19 protein-coding genes are annotated in these 19,993 nt (G+C 71.4%); 5 read left to right on the forward strand and 14 right to left on the reverse strand.

Annotated features, from left to right (window positions below):
• Positions 1 to 190: 190 nt before the first annotated feature.
• From cobT to ACIREO_RS17325, 6 genes are all read right to left on the reverse strand, one after another.
• A complete protein-coding gene (gene cobT / locus ACIREO_RS17300) occupies positions 191 to 3,415 on the reverse strand; it encodes a nicotinate-nucleotide--dimethylbenzimidazole phosphoribosyltransferase (RefSeq protein WP_404110381.1) in 3,225 nt (1,074 codons plus the stop codon).
• A gap of 331 nt (positions 3,416 to 3,746) precedes the next feature.
• The gene (gene cbiE / locus ACIREO_RS17305) at positions 3,747 to 4,961 is read right to left on the reverse strand and encodes a precorrin-6y C5,15-methyltransferase (decarboxylating) subunit CbiE (protein ID WP_404110384.1); all 1,215 of its coding nucleotides are present in this window, start codon (positions 4,959 to 4,961) and stop codon (positions 3,747 to 3,749) included.
• 127 nt (positions 4,962 to 5,088) lie between these two features.
• On the reverse strand, positions 5,089 to 5,727 hold the full coding sequence (locus tag ACIREO_RS17310; protein WP_404110387.1) for a GNAT family N-acetyltransferase: 639 nt from the start codon (positions 5,725 to 5,727) through the stop codon (positions 5,089 to 5,091).
• A gap of 140 nt (positions 5,728 to 5,867) precedes the next feature.
• Positions 5,868 to 6,734, reverse strand: a complete 867-nt coding sequence (locus tag ACIREO_RS17315) for a MetQ/NlpA family ABC transporter substrate-binding protein (RefSeq protein WP_404110390.1) — start codon at positions 6,732 to 6,734, stop codon at positions 5,868 to 5,870.
• Positions 6,735 to 6,804: 70 nt separating this feature from the next.
• Positions 6,805 to 7,476 (reverse strand): methionine ABC transporter permease, encoded by a 672-nt coding sequence (locus ACIREO_RS17320; protein WP_404110393.1) that lies wholly within the window; start codon positions 7,474 to 7,476, stop codon positions 6,805 to 6,807.
• Complete coding sequence (locus ACIREO_RS17325) at positions 7,473 to 8,528, reverse strand: methionine ABC transporter ATP-binding protein (RefSeq protein WP_404110396.1); 1,056 nt, start codon at positions 8,526 to 8,528, stop codon at positions 7,473 to 7,475. The genes ACIREO_RS17320 and ACIREO_RS17325 overlap by 4 nt, the downstream gene beginning before the upstream one ends.
• A 574-nt stretch (positions 8,529 to 9,102) precedes the next feature.
• Here ACIREO_RS17325 and ACIREO_RS17330 point away from each other — a divergent pair.
• Both ACIREO_RS17330 and ACIREO_RS17335 read left to right on the forward strand, forming a co-directional pair.
• A complete protein-coding gene (locus ACIREO_RS17330) occupies positions 9,103 to 9,462 on the forward strand; it encodes a hypothetical protein (protein ID WP_404110399.1) in 360 nt (119 codons plus the stop codon).
• Between the two features lie 2 nt (positions 9,463 to 9,464).
• Positions 9,465 to 9,926 (forward strand): hypothetical protein, encoded by a 462-nt coding sequence (locus ACIREO_RS17335; protein WP_404110402.1) that lies wholly within the window; start codon positions 9,465 to 9,467, stop codon positions 9,924 to 9,926.
• A gap of 34 nt (positions 9,927 to 9,960) precedes the next feature.
• On the opposite strand, the gene ACIREO_RS17340 is transcribed toward ACIREO_RS17335, so the two are convergent.
• The 3 genes from ACIREO_RS17340 to ACIREO_RS17350 all read right to left on the reverse strand — a co-directional run bounded on the left by ACIREO_RS17340 (position 9,961) and on the right by ACIREO_RS17350 (position 12,346).
• Positions 9,961 to 10,464 carry a GNAT family N-acetyltransferase gene (locus ACIREO_RS17340; protein ID WP_404110405.1) on the reverse strand — a complete coding sequence of 168 codons (504 nt, stop codon included), beginning with the start codon at positions 10,462 to 10,464 and terminating at the stop codon, positions 9,961 to 9,963.
• Between the two features lie 37 nt (positions 10,465 to 10,501).
• Positions 10,502 to 11,065 (reverse strand): sigma-70 family RNA polymerase sigma factor, encoded by a 564-nt coding sequence (locus tag ACIREO_RS17345; protein WP_404110408.1) that lies wholly within the window; start codon positions 11,063 to 11,065, stop codon positions 10,502 to 10,504.
• Positions 11,066 to 11,185: 120 nt separating this feature from the next.
• Complete coding sequence (locus ACIREO_RS17350; protein WP_404110410.1) at positions 11,186 to 12,346, reverse strand: glycerophosphodiester phosphodiesterase; 1,161 nt, start codon at positions 12,344 to 12,346, stop codon at positions 11,186 to 11,188.
• 232 nt (positions 12,347 to 12,578) lie between these two features.
• On the opposite strand from ACIREO_RS17350, the gene ACIREO_RS17355 reads away from it, so the two are divergent.
• Entirely contained in the window at positions 12,579 to 13,250 is a 672-nt protein-coding gene (locus tag ACIREO_RS17355; RefSeq protein WP_404110412.1) for a lysophospholipid acyltransferase family protein, read from the forward strand.
• Positions 13,251 to 13,297: 47 nt separating this feature from the next.
• Here ACIREO_RS17355 and ACIREO_RS17360 read toward each other — a convergent pair whose 3' ends face one another.
• The gene (locus tag ACIREO_RS17360) at positions 13,298 to 14,845 is read right to left on the reverse strand and encodes an MFS transporter (RefSeq protein ID WP_404110415.1); all 1,548 of its coding nucleotides are present in this window, start codon (positions 14,843 to 14,845) and stop codon (positions 13,298 to 13,300) included.
• On the reverse strand, positions 14,842 to 15,393 hold the full coding sequence (locus tag ACIREO_RS17365; protein ID WP_404110417.1) for a TetR/AcrR family transcriptional regulator: 552 nt from the start codon (positions 15,391 to 15,393) through the stop codon (positions 14,842 to 14,844). The genes ACIREO_RS17360 and ACIREO_RS17365 overlap by 4 nt, the downstream gene beginning before the upstream one ends.
• Positions 15,394 to 15,502: 109 nt before the next feature.
• Here ACIREO_RS17365 and ACIREO_RS17370 point away from each other — a divergent pair, with 109 nt between their 5' ends.
• Entirely contained in the window at positions 15,503 to 16,003 is a 501-nt protein-coding gene (locus ACIREO_RS17370) for a hypothetical protein (RefSeq protein WP_404110420.1), read from the forward strand.
• Between the two features lie 30 nt (positions 16,004 to 16,033).
• Here the strand turns inward: ACIREO_RS17370 and ACIREO_RS17375 are convergent, their stop codons facing one another.
• Positions 16,034 to 17,005: an aldo/keto reductase gene (locus ACIREO_RS17375; RefSeq protein ID WP_404110422.1), complete on the reverse strand. Its 972-nt coding sequence runs from the start codon at positions 17,003 to 17,005 to the stop codon at positions 16,034 to 16,036.
• A gap of 63 nt (positions 17,006 to 17,068) precedes the next feature.
• Entirely contained in the window at positions 17,069 to 18,502 is a 1,434-nt protein-coding gene (gene argH, locus ACIREO_RS17380; RefSeq protein WP_404110425.1) for an argininosuccinate lyase, read from the reverse strand.
• 238 nt (positions 18,503 to 18,740) lie between these two features.
• On the opposite strand from argH, the gene ACIREO_RS17385 reads away from it, so the two are divergent.
• A complete protein-coding gene (locus tag ACIREO_RS17385) occupies positions 18,741 to 19,442 on the forward strand; it encodes a L,D-transpeptidase (RefSeq protein WP_404110427.1) in 702 nt (233 codons plus the stop codon).
• Here the strand turns inward: ACIREO_RS17385 and ACIREO_RS17390 are convergent.
• Complete coding sequence (locus tag ACIREO_RS17390; RefSeq protein WP_404110430.1) at positions 19,436 to 19,981, reverse strand: arginine repressor; 546 nt, start codon at positions 19,979 to 19,981, stop codon at positions 19,436 to 19,438. The two genes, ACIREO_RS17385 and ACIREO_RS17390, sit on opposite strands and share 7 nt — an antisense overlap.
• Positions 19,982 to 19,993: the final 12 nt, after the last annotated feature.

Here is a 19,993-nt window from a genome sequence, read left to right on the forward strand (position 1 = left end):
GAGTGCTGTGGCCGCTGCGGCGGTGGAGCGGCTGTGACGTGCGGTTTCGGGGTGGGGCGGGGTTCACGATACGGGGTGGGGCGGGGCGCCCGTGGCGGACCTGATCCCCTCCCCGCCCCTTTCCGTGACCGGGGCTCCGCCCCGGCCCCGCGCCTCAGAACACCGGCGCGGCTGGGAGGTGTGCCTCGTACTACTTCTCCGTGACGCCCGCGGAGTCGAACGTCGCCACCTCGTGCATCGCGCGGGCGGCGCTCTGCACGATGGGGAGCGCGAGCAGCGCGCCCGTTCCCTCGCCCAGGCGGAGGTCGAGGTCGACCAGCGGGCGCAGGCCCAGCTTGTTGAGGGCGGCGACATGGCCGGGCTCCGCGCTGCGGTGGCCCGCGATGCACGCGGCGAGCGCTTCGGGGGCGATCGCCCGGGCGACCAGTGCCGCCGCGCCGGCGCTCACACCGTCCAGGATCACCGGCGTACGGAGTGAGGCGCCCCCCAGCAGGAAGCCCGCCATGGCGGCGTGCTCCAGGCCGCCGACCGCGGCCAGTACGCCGATGGGGTCGTTCGGGTCGGGCTGGTGCAGGTCCAGGCCACGTCGCACCACATCGACCTTGCGGGCGTGCATCTCGTCGTTGATCCCGGTGCCGCGGCCGGTCACCTCGGCGGGGTCCATGCCGGTGTAGACACAGATCAGCGCGGCCGACGCCGTGGTGTTGGCGATGCCCATCTCACCGGTGAGCAGGCCCTTGTTGCCTGCCGCCACCAGGTCGCGGGCGGTCTCGATGCCCACCTCGACCGCCGCGAGCACCTCTTCGCGGGTGAGCGCGGGGCCGGTGGTGAAGTCGGCCGTTCCGGCACGGATCTTCCTGGGAAGCAGGCCGGGCGTGGCGGGGAGTTCGGACGCCACACCGACGTCGACGACACAGACCTCGGCGCCGACCTGGTTGGCGAAGGCGTTGCAGACGGCGCCGCCACCGAGGAAGTTGGCGACCATCTGGCCGGTGACCTCCTGCGGCCACGCAGTGACGCCCTGGGCGTGGACCCCGTGGTCGCCGGCGAAGATCGCGACGGCGGCGGGCTCCGGGATGGGAGGCGGGCACAGCCGGGAGAGCCCGGACAGCTGTGCGGAGATGATCTCCAGCATGCCGAGCGCTCCGGCCGGCTTCGTCATCCGCTTCTGACGTTCCCACGCCTCACCGAGCGCCTTGGCGTCCAGCGGGCGGATGCCGGCGATGGTCTCCTGGAGGAGGTTGTGCGGCTCCTCGCCGGGCAGGGCGCGCCGGCCGTACGTCTCCTCGTGGACGACCCAGGACAGCGGACGGCGCTTGGACCAGCCCGCCTGTGCCAGTTCGGGCTCCTCGGGGAATTCGTCGACGTATCCGACGCAGAGGTAGGCGACCACTTCGAGGTGCTCGGGCAGACCGAGCGCTCGGACCATCTCCCGCTCGTCGAAGAAGCTGACCCAGCCGACCCCGAGGCCCTCGGCGCGGGCCGCGAGCCACAGGTTCTCCACGGCGAGCGCCGAGGAGTACGGGGCCATCTGCGGCTGGGTGTGACGCCCCAGGGTGTGGCGGCCGCCACGGGTGGGATCGGCGGTGACGACGATGTTCACGGGCGTGTCGAGGATGGCCTCGATCTTCAGTTCCTTGAACTGCTTGGCCCGGGCCTTGGGCAGCGACTTGGCGTAGGCCTCGCGCTGGGTCTGTGCCAGTTCGTGCATGGAGCGGCGCGTCTCCGCGGAGCGGATGACCACGAAGTCCCAGGGCTGGGAGTGGCCGACGCTCGGCGCGGTGTGCGCGGCTTCCAGGACGCGGAGGAGGACCTCGTGCGGGATGGGGTCGCTGCGGAAGCCGTTACGGATGTCGCGGCGTTCACGCATCACCCGCAGGACGGCTTCGCGCTCGGCGTCGTCGTAGCCGGGGGCGGGGAGTGAGGCGGGGGCTGCGTCTGCGTCGGCGTCGGTCTCGGCACCGGCTGCGGCCTCGGCCGCCTCTGCTGCGTCCGCTGCGTCTGCTGCGTCGGGGAAAGGAGCTTCCTCGACAGGGGCAGGGGCCTCGACAGGCGAAGCCTCTGCCGCCAGGGCCTCGGCTTCCAGAGGCCGAACATCCGGGATCAAAGCTTCCGGGGTCTCGGCCTCCGGCGTCTCGATGATCTCGGGCCCGGTGCCGGGCTCCGGCTCGGCCAGGATCTGGGGCCCGGCCTGCGGTACGACGACGGGCTCGGGCTCCGCGATGGGTTCGGGGGCCTGCTCGGGTTCCGCGACGGGCTCGGGCATGATCCCGGGCTGATCCGCCTCGGGGTGCTGGACGGCAACCGGCTCCGGCGTCTCCGTGGCCTCGGGCGCGGACGGTACGGGCTCCTGAGCGGGCTCGGGCTCGGCAACCGGGACAGCGATACCGGCCACGGGCGTCGGGGCGAGGTGTGGAGTGGTCGGTACGGAGCCCTCGACGGGCACGAACTGTCCCAGCGGCTCAGCCGGGGCGGCGGCCTCGACGGGAGCATCGGCCTGGACGGGCGCCGGGACCTCTGCCAGGGCCTCCGCGGGAAGCATCTCGGCCGGCCGAGCCGCCGACTCGACGGGAGTCTCCTGCGTCACGGCGGCCGTCGGCTCCGGAGCGACCGTTTCTGCGGGCGCGACGGGCACAGCGGGCGCGACAAGCGCGACGGGTTCGGCGAGCGCGGCAGGCGCGACGTGCTCGGCGGACGCGTCAGGTTCCACCACCGGCTCAGGCTCCACGACCGGCTTGGACTCCGCCACCGGCTCAGACTCCGCCACCGGCTCGGCGGCAGCAGCCGGCTGGGGCACCGTGACCGGCTCAGGCGCCACCGGCTCCGGCGCGACAGCCGGCTCCGGTGAGCCCCAGGCGGGAGCGCCCTGCGGAGGGATCTCGCCCAGCTGCGGGCCCGGCAGCACGGCCGCGCTGTCCGCCGGGATGTCGAAGTACTCGGGTCCGGCTGTCGGCGGCCCCGCGTGCCGCACGGGCATCGGGTTCTGCGGGCCGGCCGGCCCACGGTCCGCGAGCGAGCGGACCACTCCCCCGGACGGAGTCCCGCCGTAGGAGGGCGCCTCCGTGGACGCGGGCCTCCGGTGCAGCGGGCGCCGGGCCGGGCCGGCGGCGGCCGGGACCTGCACGGGTGCGTGCGCCGGGAGCTGTACGCCGTTGAGGTCGGCCACGCCGGACCCGTGTGTGCCGTTCACGGCCTCGCCGTGCGTCGGGAACTGCTCGGGCAGCCCCGCCGCCGCGGCCGGAGCGTCGCTCCAGGCGCCCTGGGGCGCGGGCATCAGAAGAAGGTCGTCGTCCTCGGGTGTGTGCTCGGAGGGTTCGAGGTAGGTGTAGGCGTCCGGGGCGGGGATGCCCGGCTGCTCCACCATGCCTGCGTTCTCCGGCAGTCCCTCGCCCGGGATCTGGCCGGTGTCAGTCATGCGTACCCCTCGCCCATCGTCAGTGCTCCTTCGCCCTTCGCCCGGGATGCCCGAACCACGGCACGCCGGTGCTCGTCAACAAGAACGAGCGGGCTCCCCGCGCGGCACGAAACGCGCGCGGAGGTGTACATTCTCGCGGCCGTTCGCCGCCGCGACAGACAGTTCTGCCTCGGCTCGCTGTGGACTGCGCCACGTTGCGCGTCCCCCGGTTACGCCGTACCACATCGCGGACCAAAACGGTCCACTTTTCCGGACATTGACGAACGAACCGTCGAACAGCCGGGCGCGGTACAACAATCGGTCAGCCTACCTCGCGCTCCCCGCGAACACCTCAGGGGGCGAGATCGGAACGCACCGCGGAGAGCATGAACACGACGGAGCGTTCGCGTTCCACCCAGGCGGAGGTGTCCAGTTCGACGGACTGGAGCAGCGCGCACTCGACCGCGTATCCGTTCTCCGAGAGGGCCGCGCCCAGCGCTTCCGCCTCGTCCCGGTTCGAGGCATGGGTGACGACGCGTTCCGGCCGCCGGTCGGCGACCGCCCTGACCACGGGCACCCCGCCGCCGCCGATCCGTACGACATCGGGCTCGGGCAGGCTTTCCAGGACGTGTGGGGCCGTGCCCCTGACGACCTGTACGCCCACCTGGAAGGTACGGGCGGCCTCCGTCGTGCGCGCACACGCGTCCGGGTCGCGGTCCACGGCGAGCACGGCGGCGCCGAAGCGGGCCGCCTCCACGGCGAGGGCGCCGCTGCCGGAGCCGATGTCCCAGAGCAGGTCGCCGGTGCGCGGTCCCAGACGGGCGAGCTGGGCGGCGCGCAGCCCGGGGAACTCCCCTTCACCGGTCTCCTCCGCGGCACCGTACGCCGCGGGGGGCAGGGCCCAGCCGCGGACGCCCTCGGGGTGGCGGCCGGCGATCCAGGCTCCGTTGGCGGTGGTCTCGGGGCCGCCGCCGATGACGATGACGACATTGGGATCGCGCCAGGTGTGGTCGGCCGTCTTGTCGGAGGTCAGGACGGTGACCTGTTCGCGTACGGTGCCGAGCTCCTCGCAGATCACGAAGGTGCGGTGGACGCCTTCGAGCAGCAGCGCGAGCTCCGCCGGGCCGGCGCCCGGGGACGTGAGCACCGCCACCTTGTGGTGGGCGCGGATGACGTTGACCGCGCGGCGCAGGGTGCGCGGGTGGGCGACGACGATCTGCGCGTCGTCCCACGGCATGCCGGCGCGGGCGAAGGCGGTGGCGACGGACGAGACGGCCGGGACGACCTCGACCTCGAGTCCGTGTTCGGGCTTGCGCAGGGTGCGTACGACGCCGAAGAACCCGGGGTCTCCGTCGGCGAGGACCACGGCGCTCCCGCGGTGGCCGGCGATCCTGCGGGCTGCGAGGTCGACGCTGCCGAGGCGGATCCGCTCCGCCCGCCCGGGGATCTCCGGGAGGGCGAGGTGGTGGGCGGCACCGGCGACGAGCGTGGCGGCCGCGAGCGCGGCGGTGGCCGCGCCGGTCAGTGGCGAGCCGTCCCAGCCGATCACCGTGACCCGGTCGGCCATCGTCGTCAGTCTCCTGGGGTGTGAGCAGGCGGGGGCTCTCCGCGGGATGGGCGGAGCATGGGTGAGCGTATCCGGTCCGTACCAACACCCTGCCGGGGGCTCCCGGCCCGACCTGAGCCGTACGAGGTCAGTTCCAGTCGTTGTACGTGCCGTAGCCGCCGGCGTCGGCCAACTGCTCGGCGACGCCCTCCAGGTCCTCGGGCAGGAGCCCCCACACGATGAGGTCGGTCCTGATGTCGGTCCACCCTCCGTCCTCGGTGGCGGTCCTGGCTATGCGGGCGTTGCGCAGGACCCCCTCGCTGATGCACCCCAGCTTCTGCGCGACCTGCTGGGAGGCGGTGTTCCCGGCGGGGGTGCGCAGCTCGATCCGTTCGAAACCCTGGTCGCGGAAGAGCCACTCGGCGAGGGCCAGCACGGACTCGGGGGCGTATCCCTCACCGCGTGCCCAGGGGGCGGTGATGTAGCGGACCTCGGTGGCCAGGGTGCGCCGGTCGGTGTTGAGGAGCCGGACGGAACCGACGAGGCGCTGGGTCAGGAATTCGGTGACGGCGAAGACGATGCCGTTTCCCTGGGAGCGTTCGGCGGGCGCGATCCTGCGGACCCACCGTTCGGCGTCGACCTGGGTGTACGGGTGCGGGGCGTCGGTCCAGGCGGTGACCAGCTCGTCGTTCATCATCTCGATGTACGCCGGGACGTCCTCCATGTCGAAGGGGCGCAGCACCAACCTGTCCGTGCTGATGGAGATGGACGGGAAGGTGGTAGTCATGCGCAGCTCCATGCCGAAGACCGTGTAAAGGCACCAGCATGCAGCATCGGACCGGGAATGCGCATGGCCGGGTCCGCACGGCGGAGCCCCGCACACCCTGGGGCGGGTGTGCGGGGCCCGTGGCAAGTAGTACGCGGGGGTCAGGACTTGGCGGGTGCACCGAAGGCGGGGATGATGGAGCCCTTGTAGGTGTCCTCGATGAACTTCTTGACCTCGTCGGAGTTCAGGAGCTTCGCGAGCTTCTGGACACGGGGGTCGTCCTCGTTACCGTCCTTGACGGCCAGGAAGTTGGCGTAGGGGTTGCCTTCCGCCTTCTCCAGCACCAGGGAGTCCTTGCCCGGCTTGAGGTCGGCCTCGATCGCGTAGTTGCCGTTGATGACGGCGGCGTCGACGTCGTCCAGGGCGCGGGGCACGGTCGCGGCCTCGATCTCCTTGAACTCCAGCCCCTTCTTGTCCGTGATGTCGCTGATCTTGGCGTTGGTGCCCACGCCGTCCTTGATGGTGATCAGCCCGTTCTCGGCGAGGAGCTGGAGCGCGCGGCCCTCGTTGGTGGTGTCGTTCGGGACGGCGACCGTCTGGCCTGCCTTGATGTCCTTCACGTCCTTGACCTTCTTGGAGTAGAGGCCGAGGGGCTCCAGGTGGACGTTGACGACCGGCACGATGTGGGTCTTGTTCTTCTTGTTGAAGTCGTCCAGGTAGGGCTTGTGCTGGAAGAAGTTGGCGTCGACCTGGCCGTTCTCGGTGGCGGTGTTCGGCAGGACGTAGTCCGTGAACTCCTTGACCTCCAGCTTGAGGCCGGCCTTGTCCGCCAGGTTCTTCTTGACGTAGTTCAGGATGTCGGCGTGCGGCGTCGGGGACGCCGCCACGACGAGGGCCTTGGAGGTGTCCGCACCGGCTCCGGTCTCGCCCTTGGCGGCCGGGTCGGAGTCCGTGCCGCAGGCGCTGAGCCCGAGGGCGAGGGCGGCGGCTGCCGCTGCGGCGGCGGTGATCTTGATGTTCTTGCGCACGAAGAGTGCCTCTTTCCGGTGGTGGTGGTGCGCCCGGACAAGGAGTTCGGGCTTCAGGGGGAGAAGAAAGTCAGGAGGTGGTGCGGCCCCGGCGGGTCAGCAGGCGCTGTGCTCCGTCGCCGATGAGCTGGACCACGGTCACGATGACGATCAGCAGCACGACGGTGATGAGCATGAACTGGTTGTCGAAGCGCTGGAATCCGTAGGTGACGGCCTTGGAGCCGAGTCCTTCGCCGCCCACCGCGCCGGCCATCGCGGAGTAGCCGATGAGCACGATCACGGTGGTGGTGACGCCCGAGACGAGCGAGGGCAGCGCCTGCGGCAGCAGGACCTTGCGGACGATCGTCGGGACGGACCCGCCCATCGACTGGACGGCCTCGACGAGTCCGTGGTCGACCTCGCGCACCGCCGTCTCGACGAGCCGCGCGAAGAAGGGGATGGCGCCGATGGCGAGCGGCACGATCATCGCGGACGGGCCGATGAAGGTGCCGACGACCCAGGTGGTGAAGGGGATCAGGGCGATCAGCAGGATGATGAACGGCAGCGAGCGGCCGATGTTCACGATCACACCGATGACCTTGTTCACCACGACGTTCTGCAGCAGTCCGCCCTTGTCGGTCAGGACGAGCAGAATGCCGAGCGGCAGCCCGCCGGCGACGGTGACGAGCGTGGACCAGAGCACCATGTAGAGGGTGTCGATGGTTCCCTGCGAGAGCAGCGGCTGCATTTCGGACCAGGTCACTTCGCCACCTCCTTGGTGAGCGGGGCGGGGATGCCGGTGGCGGTGGGTTCGCCGTCCACGACCTCGGCCTGGAGTCCCTGCTCGCGCAGGAAGCCGATCGGTACGACGTTCTCCTCGAAGCGGCCGGGCAGCTCGATGCGCATCCGGCCGATCTGCTTGCCGCCGACGGTGTCCATCGCCGCACCCAGGATCGAGATGTCGATGTTGTACGTACGGGAGAGCTGTGAGATCACCGGCTGGGCGGCGGCCTCGCCGTGGAAGGTGACGTCGACGACGGTGGAGCCGGGGCCGGAGGCGCTGCCGCCGACGGGGAAGAGCTCGTGGGCCAGTTCGGAGCCGGGGGTGGCCAGCAGCGATCCGACGGTGCCCGACTCGACGATGTGGCCGTTCCTCATCAGCGCGGCGGAGTCGCAGACGGTCTTGACGACGTCCATCTCGTGCGTGATGAGCAGGACGGTGAGGCCGAGCTCCTGGTTGAGGTCGCGCAGCAGCTGCAGGATGGAGCGGGTGGTCTCGGGGTCCAGCGCGGAGGTCGCCTCGTCGGAGAGGAGCACCTTCGGGTCGCCGGCGAGGGCGCGGGCGATGCCGACGCGCTGCTTCTGCCCGCCGGACAGCTGACCGGGGTAGGCCTTCGCCTTGTCGGCGAGACCGACGAGGTCGAGGAGTTCGAGGGCCTTGCGGGTGCGTGCCTGTCCGGAGATGCCGAGGATCTCCAGGGGGAGCTCGACGTTGTCGCGTACGGTGCGCGAGTCCAGCAGGTTGAAGTGCTGGAAGACCATGCCGATGCGGTTGCGGGCCCGGCGGAGCTCCTTGCCCGCGCGCCTTCCGCTGCCGGCGAGGGCCGTGAGGTCCTGTCCGGCGACCGTCACGGTGCCCGAGGTGGGGCGTTCGAGGAGGTTGACGCAGCGGATGAGGGAGGACTTGCCGGCGCCGCTCTGCCCGATGACGCCGTAGACCTCGCCTTCACGGACGTGCAGGTCCACGCCGTCCAGGGCGGTGACCTCTCGGCCGCGTGACTGGTAGACCTTCGTGAGGCCCGAAGTGGTGATCACAGGGTTTCCGTCGCTGTCGAGTGCACGGCGCGGTGTCCGCCGGGCACGGGGCATTCGTCTGATGAGACTGTTCTCAGTGGTCGACCGGTGGGAGTCTCGGCATGGTCCGGCCGCGGCGGAGCCGCCGGGCGCGTGGCACGGGCGGGCCGGCTCGATCCGCCGGGTGCGGACGGCGCGGGCCCAGTCTCGCTTCGGGGCGCGAGGCTCAGGCGGGGGCCCTCAGAAGGCGCGCATTCGACACATACAACGAGCACCGGGCGTCGGGATCGCCTCGGTCGCAGGGCTGCGGTAGCTCGTCGTGGTCATGGCCCAAGTAAAACAGACGTAACGTTCCGGCGATCCCCCGTGTCCGTATAGCGGACGGCGGTGGATACATGCGCCCCGTGGCCGGGATCGCCTCGGGCACCGGCTTGACCTGCGGAAACGTGAGACGTTCCGGCCGCCTCGCCATCACCGGGTCGATCATGCTGTGCGCACCCTGTGGCAAAGGCCACGCTCCCTGGACACCGCCCGCGTCCGCCCGGCGTCCGGGCCGCACGCGGCGGCTCCGCCGGTCCGTAATACCCTCGACCTCATGCTTGACGCCCTGACGGTCGCGGTCGCCGTGACCGCGCTCGCCCTCGCCGCCTGGTGCGGATTCGCCGCCTACCGGGACCAGCCCACGAAGGACTGGCACTTCATCGGCATGGCGGTCGTCTCCGTGCTGGCGCTGGCACAGCTGCTCGTGGGAATCGTGCAGCTGGCGCGCGGCGAGCGGCCCGACCAGGGCATGACGATCTTCATCGCCTATCTGATCGGCGCGTTCGCGGCCGTGCCCGCGGCGGGTTTCCTGTCGCTGTCGGAGCGGACCCGCTGGGGCTCGGTGACCGTGTCGGCCGGTGCGGTCGTGCTCGCCGTCCTCGAAGTACGGCTCTACGACATCTGGGGAAACTGACCTTGAGCGACACCGACCGCACGGGCACACCCGCCTCCCCGGCCCCGCAGCAGGACGCGCCTCAGCAGAAGCAGCAGTTCGACCTCGGCACCGGGCCGGGGCGGGTACTGGTCTGGTTCTACGGGGTCTTCACCGTGGCCGCCGCGTCCCGCTCGATCGTCGAGATGATCCTGGACTTCGGCAAGGCGCCCCTCGCGTACGTCCTCTCGGCCGTCGCCGCCGTCGTGTACGGCTTCATCACGTACTCGTTGGTGCGGGGAGGGGAGAAGGCCCGCAGGGCGGCACTGGTGTGCTGCGCCGCCGAGCTCGCCGGTGTGCTGATCGTCGGCACCTGGACGCGCCTGGAGCCGTCCGCCTTCCCGGACAGCACGGTGTGGTCGGGATTCGGCATGGGCTACCTGTTCATCCCGGTGATCCTTCCGGTCACCGGGATGATCTGGCTGCGCCGCGCTCGTCGCGCCTGACGTCAGGCGCGACGGGAGCCGTCAGGCATCCGGTTCAGGCACTGGTCACATAGGCCGGCGCGGTGGCGTCCTTCTCCAGCAGGACCAGCCGGACGCCGTCACCCCCGGTGGTGTTACCCACCTGGGCGTAGCCCGCCTTGCGGTAGAGCCGGAGATTCCCTTCGCTGCGCTCCCCGGTGTGCAGGCGGAAGCGGGTGGCCGAACGCCCGTCCGCCAGACCGGATTCCGCGGCCCGCAGGAGCCGGGTCCCGAGGCCGTGGTTACGGAGCCGGGGGTGGACGCAGAGCTTGCCGATCCGGCCGGTGCCGTCCGCGTCGGTGAAGCCGCGCACGGAGCCGACGACTTCGTCGCCGAGCCTGGCCACGAACACCAGGTCCGTGGCGAGTTCGTCCCTGACGGAGTCCAGGGTCTGGACGAGTGGGTCGATCCGGTAGTTGCCGTAGAGCTCCGCCTCACTCTGGAAACAGAGGTACTGGAGTCTGAAGATCTGCTCGACGTCCTGTGCTGTCGCCGCCGAGATGGTCACGCTCATGCCCATGTGTGCATGCCTCCCGCTCACCTGGTCCGCCGGTTGTCTACCGCTCCATTCCCCGCAGTTCAGGAGCTACAACCTCCGCCGCCAGCATTCTGCGCAGACATCCAAGGCATCGGGAACGCATAGGGCCCAAACTCCCCTGTGACATACCCAACTCCCCTGCGATTTCCCGGTATGTCGGATCGTGCGGAGCCAGCATCGCCTCGAGTAACCGTGGGCACCTGCCGGGCAGCCGGCCCACCGCGGCGCGCAGCGCACGCCGTTCGTCGGCTCCCACCGTGATCCGCTCGGGGGAGCCGGCCCAGTCACCCGGAGGCTCACCCGCGGTGTAGGCGCGCTCGCGCCGGACCCTGCGGCGGGCGACGCGGGCCTCGGCCCGTACGGCGGCGCGGACCCGGCGGGCGGGGTCCGCGAGTGCCTCCCGGCCCGGCTCCAGAAGCCTGAGCCACACCGACTGCTCCAGGTCCGCGGCCTCGATCCCGGCCGCCTGGGCCTCGGCGCCCGCCTCGGCGCGCACCAGGGCGTGCAGGGCGTGCACCAGGGCGCGCCCGGCGTCGCCCGCACCCTCGGCCGGGGGTGCCGGAACATGATCAAGAAGAGTCATGCACCGTCAACGCTCACCGTGCCCGGTGGGTTGCCGCACCGGGAGAGCTCCACCCGACCGGGGCATGCGGGCCGGGCGGCTGACGCGCCCGGCCCCGTACCGGGCACCGGCCTCCGGGCCTCAGCCCTCGAAGTCCGCGGCCGCGAGCAGTGCGGTGTCCGGGTTGTCCGAGAAGATCCCGTCGATCCCTGTCGCGAAGTAGGCCTGGAAGGCGCCGAACGCGTCGCCGTACGCGTTCGGGTCCGTGCCGCGCCTGAAGCCCGCGGGCAGGAACGTGTTCTCGTTGCGCATCGTGTACGGGTGCAGGACCAGGCCCCGCTTGTGAGCGTCCGCCACCAGGGTGGTGGGGGTGGTCAGCCGCCCCTCGCCGTCCTTGGGGATGACCAGGTCGAGCGTGGGGCCGATGCCCTGCGCGAAGGACGCGATCCACTTCAGGCCGGCGGGCTTCACCAGATCGGCGACGGTACGGGGGTCACCGGCCTCCACGAAGTCCCAGGGCCGTTCCGTCGGCCCGGACAGCAGGACGACGCGGGGAGTGGCGACGAGCTCCGCCATCCGCCGCATCGAGCCCGGCTCGAAGGACTGGAGGATCAGCGCGGAGTTCGCCCGGTGCCGGCCGTGGCGGCGCAGCAGCTCGGCGAGCGGCTCCTCCAGGCCGAGTCCGAGGCCCTTGAAGTAGGTGGGGTGCTTGGTCTCGACGTAGAGCCAGACGGGCTCACCGCGCCTGCGGCCCTCCTTGTCGGCCCAGCGCAGGACCTCCTCGAAGGTGGGGATCTCCCAGCGGCCGTCGTACAGCGTGTTCTCCTGGCGGTTGCCGGGGATGCGCTCCTTGGCCCGGAGGGTCTTCAGCTCGGCGAGGGTGAAGTCCTCGGTGAACCAGCCGGTCAGGGACACCCCGTCGACCTGCTTGGTCGTCCTGCGGTTCGCGAACTCGGGGTGCTCGGCCACGTCAGTGGTGCCGGTGATGTCGTTCTCGTGGCGGCAGACCAGATGGCCGTCCTTGGTCGGCACGAGGTCCTGCTCGACGATGTGCGCACCCAGGTCCAGGGCCAGCTGGTAGGAGCCGAGGGTGTGCTCGGGGCGGTAGCCGCTGGCGCCCCGGTGGCCCACGACGGTGGGCACGGGCAGGTCACGGTAGCCGCCGTGGCCGCCGCCTCGTCCGTCCGGGGCGCCACGCCCGGCGGCGTTCGCCGTGCCGGCCGCTCCGAGGGCCGTGGCGCCGAGGACGGCCGCCCCGAGAAGGGTCCGCCGGCCGGGCCCGGTCTGCGCGCGCTCTGTCATGAATGCTCCTCGCAAGTGATGTCTGGCACCTTCGGGCGAGGCCTGATCGTAGACAGCTACGCCATCGGTGGGGCGGACCATGGACGAACATGGCGGAAACACACGTCAACACTGCGTATCCGCCGGGTGAACCCGATGTGCGGAGAGGCAGTACCCACGAGTATCGTCCTCACCTGCACAGACCCTCGCGAATTCCCGCCCCGGCCGCCCGGCCACGACACCGGAGGATGCGTTGTCCCGACTCACGGTCATCAAGGCAGTGCTCGGACCGATCCTGCGCCTGCTCTTCCGGCCACAGGTGGAGGGCGCCGAGAACATCCCGGGTGACGGCCCGGTGATCCTCGCGGGCAATCACCTGACGTTCATCGACTCGATGATCATGCCGATCTGCTGCGACCGGCCGGTGTTCTACATCGGCAAGGACGAGTACGTCACGGGCAAGGGCCTGAAGGGCCGGCTGATGGCCTGGTTCTTCACCGGCAGCGGCATGATCCCGGTGGACCGGGACGGCGGCCGCGGCGGTGTCGCGGCGCTGATGACGGGCCGCCGGGTGCTGGAGGAGGGCAAGGCCTTCGCCATCTACCCCGAGGGCACCCGCTCCCCCGACGGCCGGCTCTACCGGGGCCGTACGGGTATCGCGCGGCTGACCCTGATGACCGGCGCGCCGGTCGTGCCGTTCGCGATGATCGGCACGGACAAGCTGCAGCCGGGCGGCGCCGGCCTGCCCCGCCCGGGCAAGGTCACGGTCCGCTTCGGTGAGCCGATGGAGTTCTCGCGCTACGAGGGCATGGACCGCGACCGGTACGTCCTGCGTGCGGTGACGGACTCCGTGATGACCGAGGTGATGGAGCTGTCCGGCCAGGAGTACGTCGACATGTACGCCACCAAGGCGAAGGCCGCCTGAGCCGTACGAGTGCATCCGAGTGGCCCGGCGCGAGCGCGCCGGGCCACTCACTCGTCGGGGATGATCCCGTCCTCCAGCTTCTGGTCGCGCAGCAGGAACCACGCGGCGACGGCGGTCGCGAGGAGTACGACGGCACCGACCGCCGCCGACACCCGCAGTCCGTTGACGAACGCCTCCTGGGCGGCGGCGACGAGCTCGCTCCCCTGGTGTGCCGGGAGGTGCTCCGCCGTCTCCACGGCTCCGCCGAGCGACTCGTGGGCCGCCGTCGCCGCGGCGGCCGGGGTGCCCTCGGGGGTTCCGAAGCCCTTGTAGACGCCTGTGACGATGGACCCGAGCAGCGCGATGCCGAGGGCCGCGCCGAGCTCGTACGCCGTCTCGGACACCGCGGACGCGGAGCCGGCCTGTTCCTTCGGGACGCTGGAGAGGATCACGTCGGAGGTGACGGTGAAGGCGAATCCCGCGCCGACGCCCACCACCAGGAGCAGGACCCCGATCAGCGGATAGCCGGTCTCCTTGTGGATCACCGTGACCACGGCGAGCGACACGCCGATGGCCCCCAGCCCGACGGCGACCACGGAGCGCACGGAGTAGCGGCGTGCGACCCTCCCCGCCAGCAGCCCGGCGGTCACCGCTCCGACCGCCGCGGGCAGTTCGGCGAGCCCGGCCTCGAGCGGGCCCCTTCCCTGGACCAGTTGCAGGAACTGGGAGAGGAAGAAGACGATCCCTGACAGGCCCAGGATGGTCAGGAGATCGGCGAGGACCGCGCCTGAGAACCCCCGGTGGTGGAAGAGCCGCATGTCCAGCAGCGGGGCGGGGAGCCTGAGCTGGCGGCGCACGAACCAGGTGAGTGCCAGTACGCCTCCGACGGCCGCCGCGCCGGTCCCCCAGCTCACGCCGTGGGCGGCGGCCTCCTTGATGGCGTACACGACGCCGATCATGCCGACCAGGGAGAGCGCCACGCTGAGCAGGTCCCAGGGCCCCGGGGCCGGGTTCTTCGACTCGGGGATCATCTTGATGCCCACGACGACGAGGACGGCCATCACAGGCAGGTTGATCAGGAAGACCGAGCCCCACCAGAAGTGCTCCAGCAGGAGCCCGCCCACGACCGGCCCGACGGCGGCCCCGGCCGAGGCCATGGCGCCCCAGATGCCGACGGCGAGGCTGCGTTCGCGTGGGTCGTGGAAGAGATTGCGGATCAGGGCCAGCGTGGACGGCATCAGGGTGGCACCCGCGACACCGAGCAGCGCCCGGGCCAGGATCATCATCTCGGGGCTCGAAGCGTAGGCGTTGAGCACGGAGACCGCGCCGAAGGCGGCGGCACCGGTCAGCAGAAGCTTCTTCCGGCCGATGCGGTCGCCGAGGCTGCCCATGGAGACCAGGAGTCCGGCGATGACGAAGGAGTACACATCGCCGATCCAGAGCAGTTGGGTACCGGTCGGTTCGAGATCCTCGCTGAGGAACGGCGTCGCCAGTCCGAGGACGGTGGCGTCGACGGCGACGAGCAGCACGGCCAGGACGAGGACGGTGAGGGCGATCCACCGGCCCGGATGGTGCAGGTCGCCCGTGACGCCTGCCCTCGAATAGGTGCTGCTCATTTCTCCACGCTCCGGCGTGCTCCGCCCAGGAGCAACTCGGCGATCATGTACGGGAAGTCCTGCGCGGCGACCCTGCCCGTCTGTACGGACCAGGCGCAGCTCCCGATCAGGCCGTACAGTGCCTCGGTCAGCCAGGCCGGGGTGAGGTCGATCCTGAGTTCGCCGCGCTCCTGGCCACGCCGGAAGAAGGCCGAGACCCGGGCGTCGAGACGGTTCCACCCCTCGTTGACGTCGTCGCCCTCGAAGAGCTGGTTCTCGGTGACGAGGAACGCCAGCAGCCCCGCCCCCGGCTCGACGGCCGCGATCAGCCGCCGCAGTCCGTCCTCGGCCGTGCCCTCGTCGAGCGCGGCGGAGTCCAGAGCCGCCTCGAACTCCCGGATCCCGAGGTCCTCGAGCGCTCCGACCAGGGCGTCCCGCCCGGCGAAGTGCCGGTGCAGGGTGGCTCGGCCGATGCCCGCCGCCCGGGCGACCTCGTCCATGGTCGCCGTGGATCTACGGGTCAGCAGGGCGGCGGCGCTCCGGAGCACCTGCTCACGATCGAGAGTCATGAGACGACACTAACCCAAATGAGACGCCTACGTCTCAACCACTCGCCCCGCCCGAACGGAGCCGGGAACGATCCACCGGTGCCGGGCTGTCCGGGGGCACCATGGCGCCATGAAGCCGCTGCTGCTGATCGACATCGACGGCCCGCTCAACCCCTATGCGGCACTGGCGCGCCGCACCGTCCCGGAGGGGTACACGCTCCACCGGATGCGGCCGACGGGGTGGCAGACGGGGGTGGCGCTGCCCGTCCTGCTCAGCCCCGGACACGGGGAGGAGCTGCTGGCTCTCGCCGACCGGTACGAACTCGTCTGGGCGACCACCTGGAAGGACGAGGCCAACGAGTGGGTGGGCCCGCGCATCGGGCTGCCGCCGCTGCCGTACATCGACTGGCCCTCGATGCACACGGCCACGGTCGACGGGACGTACTGGAAGACGCACCACGTCGTCGACTACGCGGACGGCAGGCCGTTCGCGTGGGTCGACGACGAGATCTCCGGCCCGGACACGGCCTGGGTCGCCGCGCACCACCCGGGGCGGGCCCTGCTGCGGCGGGTCGACCCCTGGGTGGGGCTGGTGCGGGCGGACTTCGACGCCCTCTCCGACTGGGCGTGAACGCGCCGCGGCCGGCCTGGCGCCGTCCGCTCAGTTCCAGGGCAGTGAGGCCCGGTGACGCCAGTACGCCTCCGGCTCCTCCACCAGGGCGGCCAGCCGGTCCAGCCGGCCCGGGTCCAGGTCGAGCAGCGGCGCGTGCAGATTGGCCGCCAGCTGGGTGACGGTGACCGCGCCGGAGAGAACGACTCCCACCCACGGCTGGTGGAGCACCAGGGCCAGGGCGACGGCGTCCGCGTCCAGCCCGGCCTCGGCGCCGATCTCCCGGACGACGGCCGGCGCCTCGGTCCCCGCGAGCCGGCCGTTGGCCATGGCCTCCTTGACGATGACGGTCAGTCCCGCGTCGTGGGCATCGGCGAGTGCCGCTCCGGCGGAGGTGTCCAGGGCGTTGTAGGTGGCCTGGACGGTACGGAAGAGGGGTTCGCCGTCCACGGTCACCGCGGTGGCGGCCCGGATGGCGTCGCTCTGGCCAGGACCGCTCGTGGAGAAGCCGACCGTGGTGCCTCCGGCGGCCAGCTCGGCGAGACGCGCGTGCAGGTTCTTGTCGCTCAGTGCCGGGCTGTCGGCGGTCACCGAGTGGATCTGGTAGAGGTCGAGCCGGTCGCCGAGCAGTCCGGCCGTCTCGGCGTGCTGGCGTTCGAAGGTGGCCAGGCCGTGGTCCTTCACCTCGTGCGCCTCGGCGTCGACACGCCAGTCGGCGGTGTAGGTGTAGCCCCATTTGCTGCCGATGACCACGTCCGTGACCTCGGGGTGGGCGGTCAGCCACTCGGCGAGGAACTCCTCGGCGCGGCCGTAGGAGCGGGCGGCGTCGAGATAGCGCACACCCTGGGCGTAGGCCGCGTCCAGGAGTTCATGGGTGCGGGCGCGCAGCGCGTCCACGCCCCGGTCGCCCGGCAGATCCCGGTCACGGTGCGGGGTGATGTAACCGGGCCTGCCGACGGCGGCCAGGCCGAGCCCGATGCGGTAGGTCGGGGTGGTCGCTCGGTTCAGGCGGGCGAAGGGCATCGCGGGCTCCTCTGGGTCGGTTCCGAACGCCTTCCCGTCAACGTAGCCCGCGATGCCTGCGAATCATCCGCGCGCGGTCGCCCAGGCGTGCTGCGTCACGAGGTCGGCCTTCACCTCGGCGAGCTGGACGGCGACGGCCGAGGGGGCCGTGCCGCCGCGCCCGTCGCGGGAGGCCAGCGCGCCGGGCACGTTCAGGACGGTGCGCACCTCCGGGGTGAGGTGCTCGGAGATCTTCGCGAACTGCTCGTCCGTCAGCTCGTCGAGCTCGATGCCCTGCTGCTCGCACACCTTCACGCACTCACCGGCGACCTCGTGCGCCACCCGGAACGGGACGCCCTGCTTGACCAGCCACTCCGCGATGTCCGTGGCGAGCGAGAAGCCGGCCGGGGCCAGTTCCTCCATGCGCTCCCGGTTGACGGTGAGCGTGGCCATCATGCCGGTGAACGCGGGGAGCAGGACCTCGAGCTGGTCGCAGGAGTCGAAGACCGGCTCCTTGTCCTCCTGGAGGTCACGGTTGTACGCGAGCGGGAGGGCCTTCAGGGTCGCCATCAGACCGGTCAGGTTGCCGATGAGGCGGCCGGACTTGCCCCGGGCCAGCTCGGCGATGTCCGGGTTCTTCTTCTGCGGCATGATCGACGACCCGGTGGAGAAGGCGTCGTGGAGGGTGACGAAGGAGAACTCCTTCGTGTTCCAGATGATGACCTCCTCCGCGATCCGGGAGAGGTTGATGCCGATCATCGCGGTGATGAAGGCGAACTCGGCGACGAAGTCCCGGGACGCGGTGCCGTCGATGGAGTTGGCGACCGATCCGTGCTCGAAGCCGAGGTCGGCCGCGACCGCCTCGGGGTCGAGCCCGAGGGACGATCCGGCCAGCGCGCCGGAGCCGTACGGCGAGACGGCCGTCCGCTCGTCCCACTGCCGCAGCCGCTCGGCGTCCCGCATCAGGGGCTGCACATGGGCCAGCACATGGTGGGCGAACAGGACGGGCTGGGCGTGCTGGAGGTGCGTGCGGCCGGGCATGGCCACGTCGGGGTGCGCCTCGGCGAGCCCGACGAGGGCGCCCTGGAGCTCGGCGATCAGCCCGCCGATGATCCGGGCGTGGTCGCGCAGGTACATACGGAAGAGCGTGGCGACCTGGTCGTTGCGGGACCGGCCGGCGCGCAGCTTCCCGCCCAGGTCCGGGCCGAGGCGCTCCAGGAGTCCGCGCTCCAGGGCGGTGTGGACGTCCTCGTCGGCGATGGTGCCGGTGAACGAGCCGTCGGCGACGGCGGCTTCGAGCGAGTCCAGGCCCTCGGCCATGCGGGCCAGCTCGTCGGCGGTGAGCAGCCCCGCCTTGTTGAGCACGCGCGCGTGGGCACGGGAGCCCGCGATGTCGTACGGCGCGAGCCGCCAGTCGAAGTGGACGGAGGCGGACAGCTTGGCCAGCGCCTCGGCGGGGCCGTCGGCGAAACGGCCGCCCCAGAGGCGTACGTCGCTGTTGCCGGTGCCGTTGCTCACTGCGTGCTCCTCGGAAGTGCAAGGGGTGTGCGTCCGCCTCATGGCGCGCTCACGAATGGCATAACTATGCAATGGTCCGTATGTTTTGTCAAAGCTGCAGGTCAGCGTCTGCGGGTCGGCCGGCTGCGGGCCGAGTGCCTGCCGCTTCGCGTCATACCCGCCCCGCCACGGCGTATCGGAGGGCCGTACGGAGCACACGCGGTGGAGGCGCGCGGCCACGCACCGTACGGTCCGGAGCATGCACAGATTCCTGGTGACCGCGTCGGTTCTGCTGGCCCTGGCCGGTTCGCTCGCTGCTCGGCCGGCCGAGCAGCGGCCCCTGCCGGAGCGGCTGGCCGACACAGGCGGCGGTACGCAGCTCATCACCGCCGAGGCCCCCGGCACGGACTCCGTCACGGGCAGGGTCACCTGGTGGGACCGGCGCGCGGGCGGCTGGACGGCGGCGGGGTCGGTGCCCGCCCGCTTCGGGGCGAACGGCCTGGCCGAGGGCGCCACCCGCACCCAGGGCACGAACACCACACCCACCGGGCTGTACGACCTGCCGTACGCCTTCGGGACCGAGGCGGCCCCGGCCGGCACGCGCTACCCGTACCGCCGGGCGGGCGAGAGCTCGTGGTGGTGCCAGGACAACGCCTCCCGGGCCTACAACCGCTGGGTGGAGCCCCGGCCCGCCGACTGCCGCGCGGACGAGGCCGAACACCTCGTCGCCTATTCCACCCAGTACGCCCGTGCGCTCGTCATCGGCTTCAACTACCACCGGCCGGTACGGGGCAGGGGTGCCGGGATCTTCCTCCACGTCGACGGAAAGGGCGCGACCGCCGGCTGTGTGTCCGTGCCGGCGGCCGCCATGGACCGGATCCTCGCCTGGGCGGACCCGGCCCGCCGTCCGCACATCGCGGTCGGGACGGCGTCCGGCCCGACCGCGATCACCCGCTACTGAGGACCGCGGTCGTTCTGGGCCAGCCGCAGCAGATGGTCGGCCAGCGCCTGGCCGCCGCTCGGGTCACGACTGATCAGCATCAGCGTGTCGTCCCCGGCGATCGTGCCGAGGATCGCCTGGAGTTCGGCCTGGTCGATCGCCGAGGCGAGGAACTGGGCGGCGCCCGGCGGCGTGCGCAGCACCACGAGGTTGGCCGAGGCCTCCGCCGAGATGAGCAGTTCGGCGGAGAGTCTGCGCATCCGCTCCTCCTTGGCCGACCCGCCGAGCGGCGCCTGCGGGGTACGGAAACCGCCCTCGCTCGGCACCGCGTAGATCAGCTCGCCGCCGGTGTTGCGGATCTTCACCGCACCGAGCTCGTCCAGGTCACGGGAGAGCGTCGCCTGGGTGACGCTCAGCCCGTCGTCCGACAGGAGCCTGGCCAGCTGGCTCTGCGAGCGCACCGGCTGACGGTTCAGGATGTCCACGATCCTGCGGTGGCGCGCCGTGCGGGTCTGCGGCACGGACTGCCCCGCGTGGTCGGATTCCTGCGCCTCGGTCATCGTCGTCGCCTC

This window comes from Streptomyces sp. NPDC102441 (assembly GCF_044765585.1).
Lineage (GTDB): Bacteria > Actinomycetota > Actinomycetes > Streptomycetales > Streptomycetaceae > Streptomyces.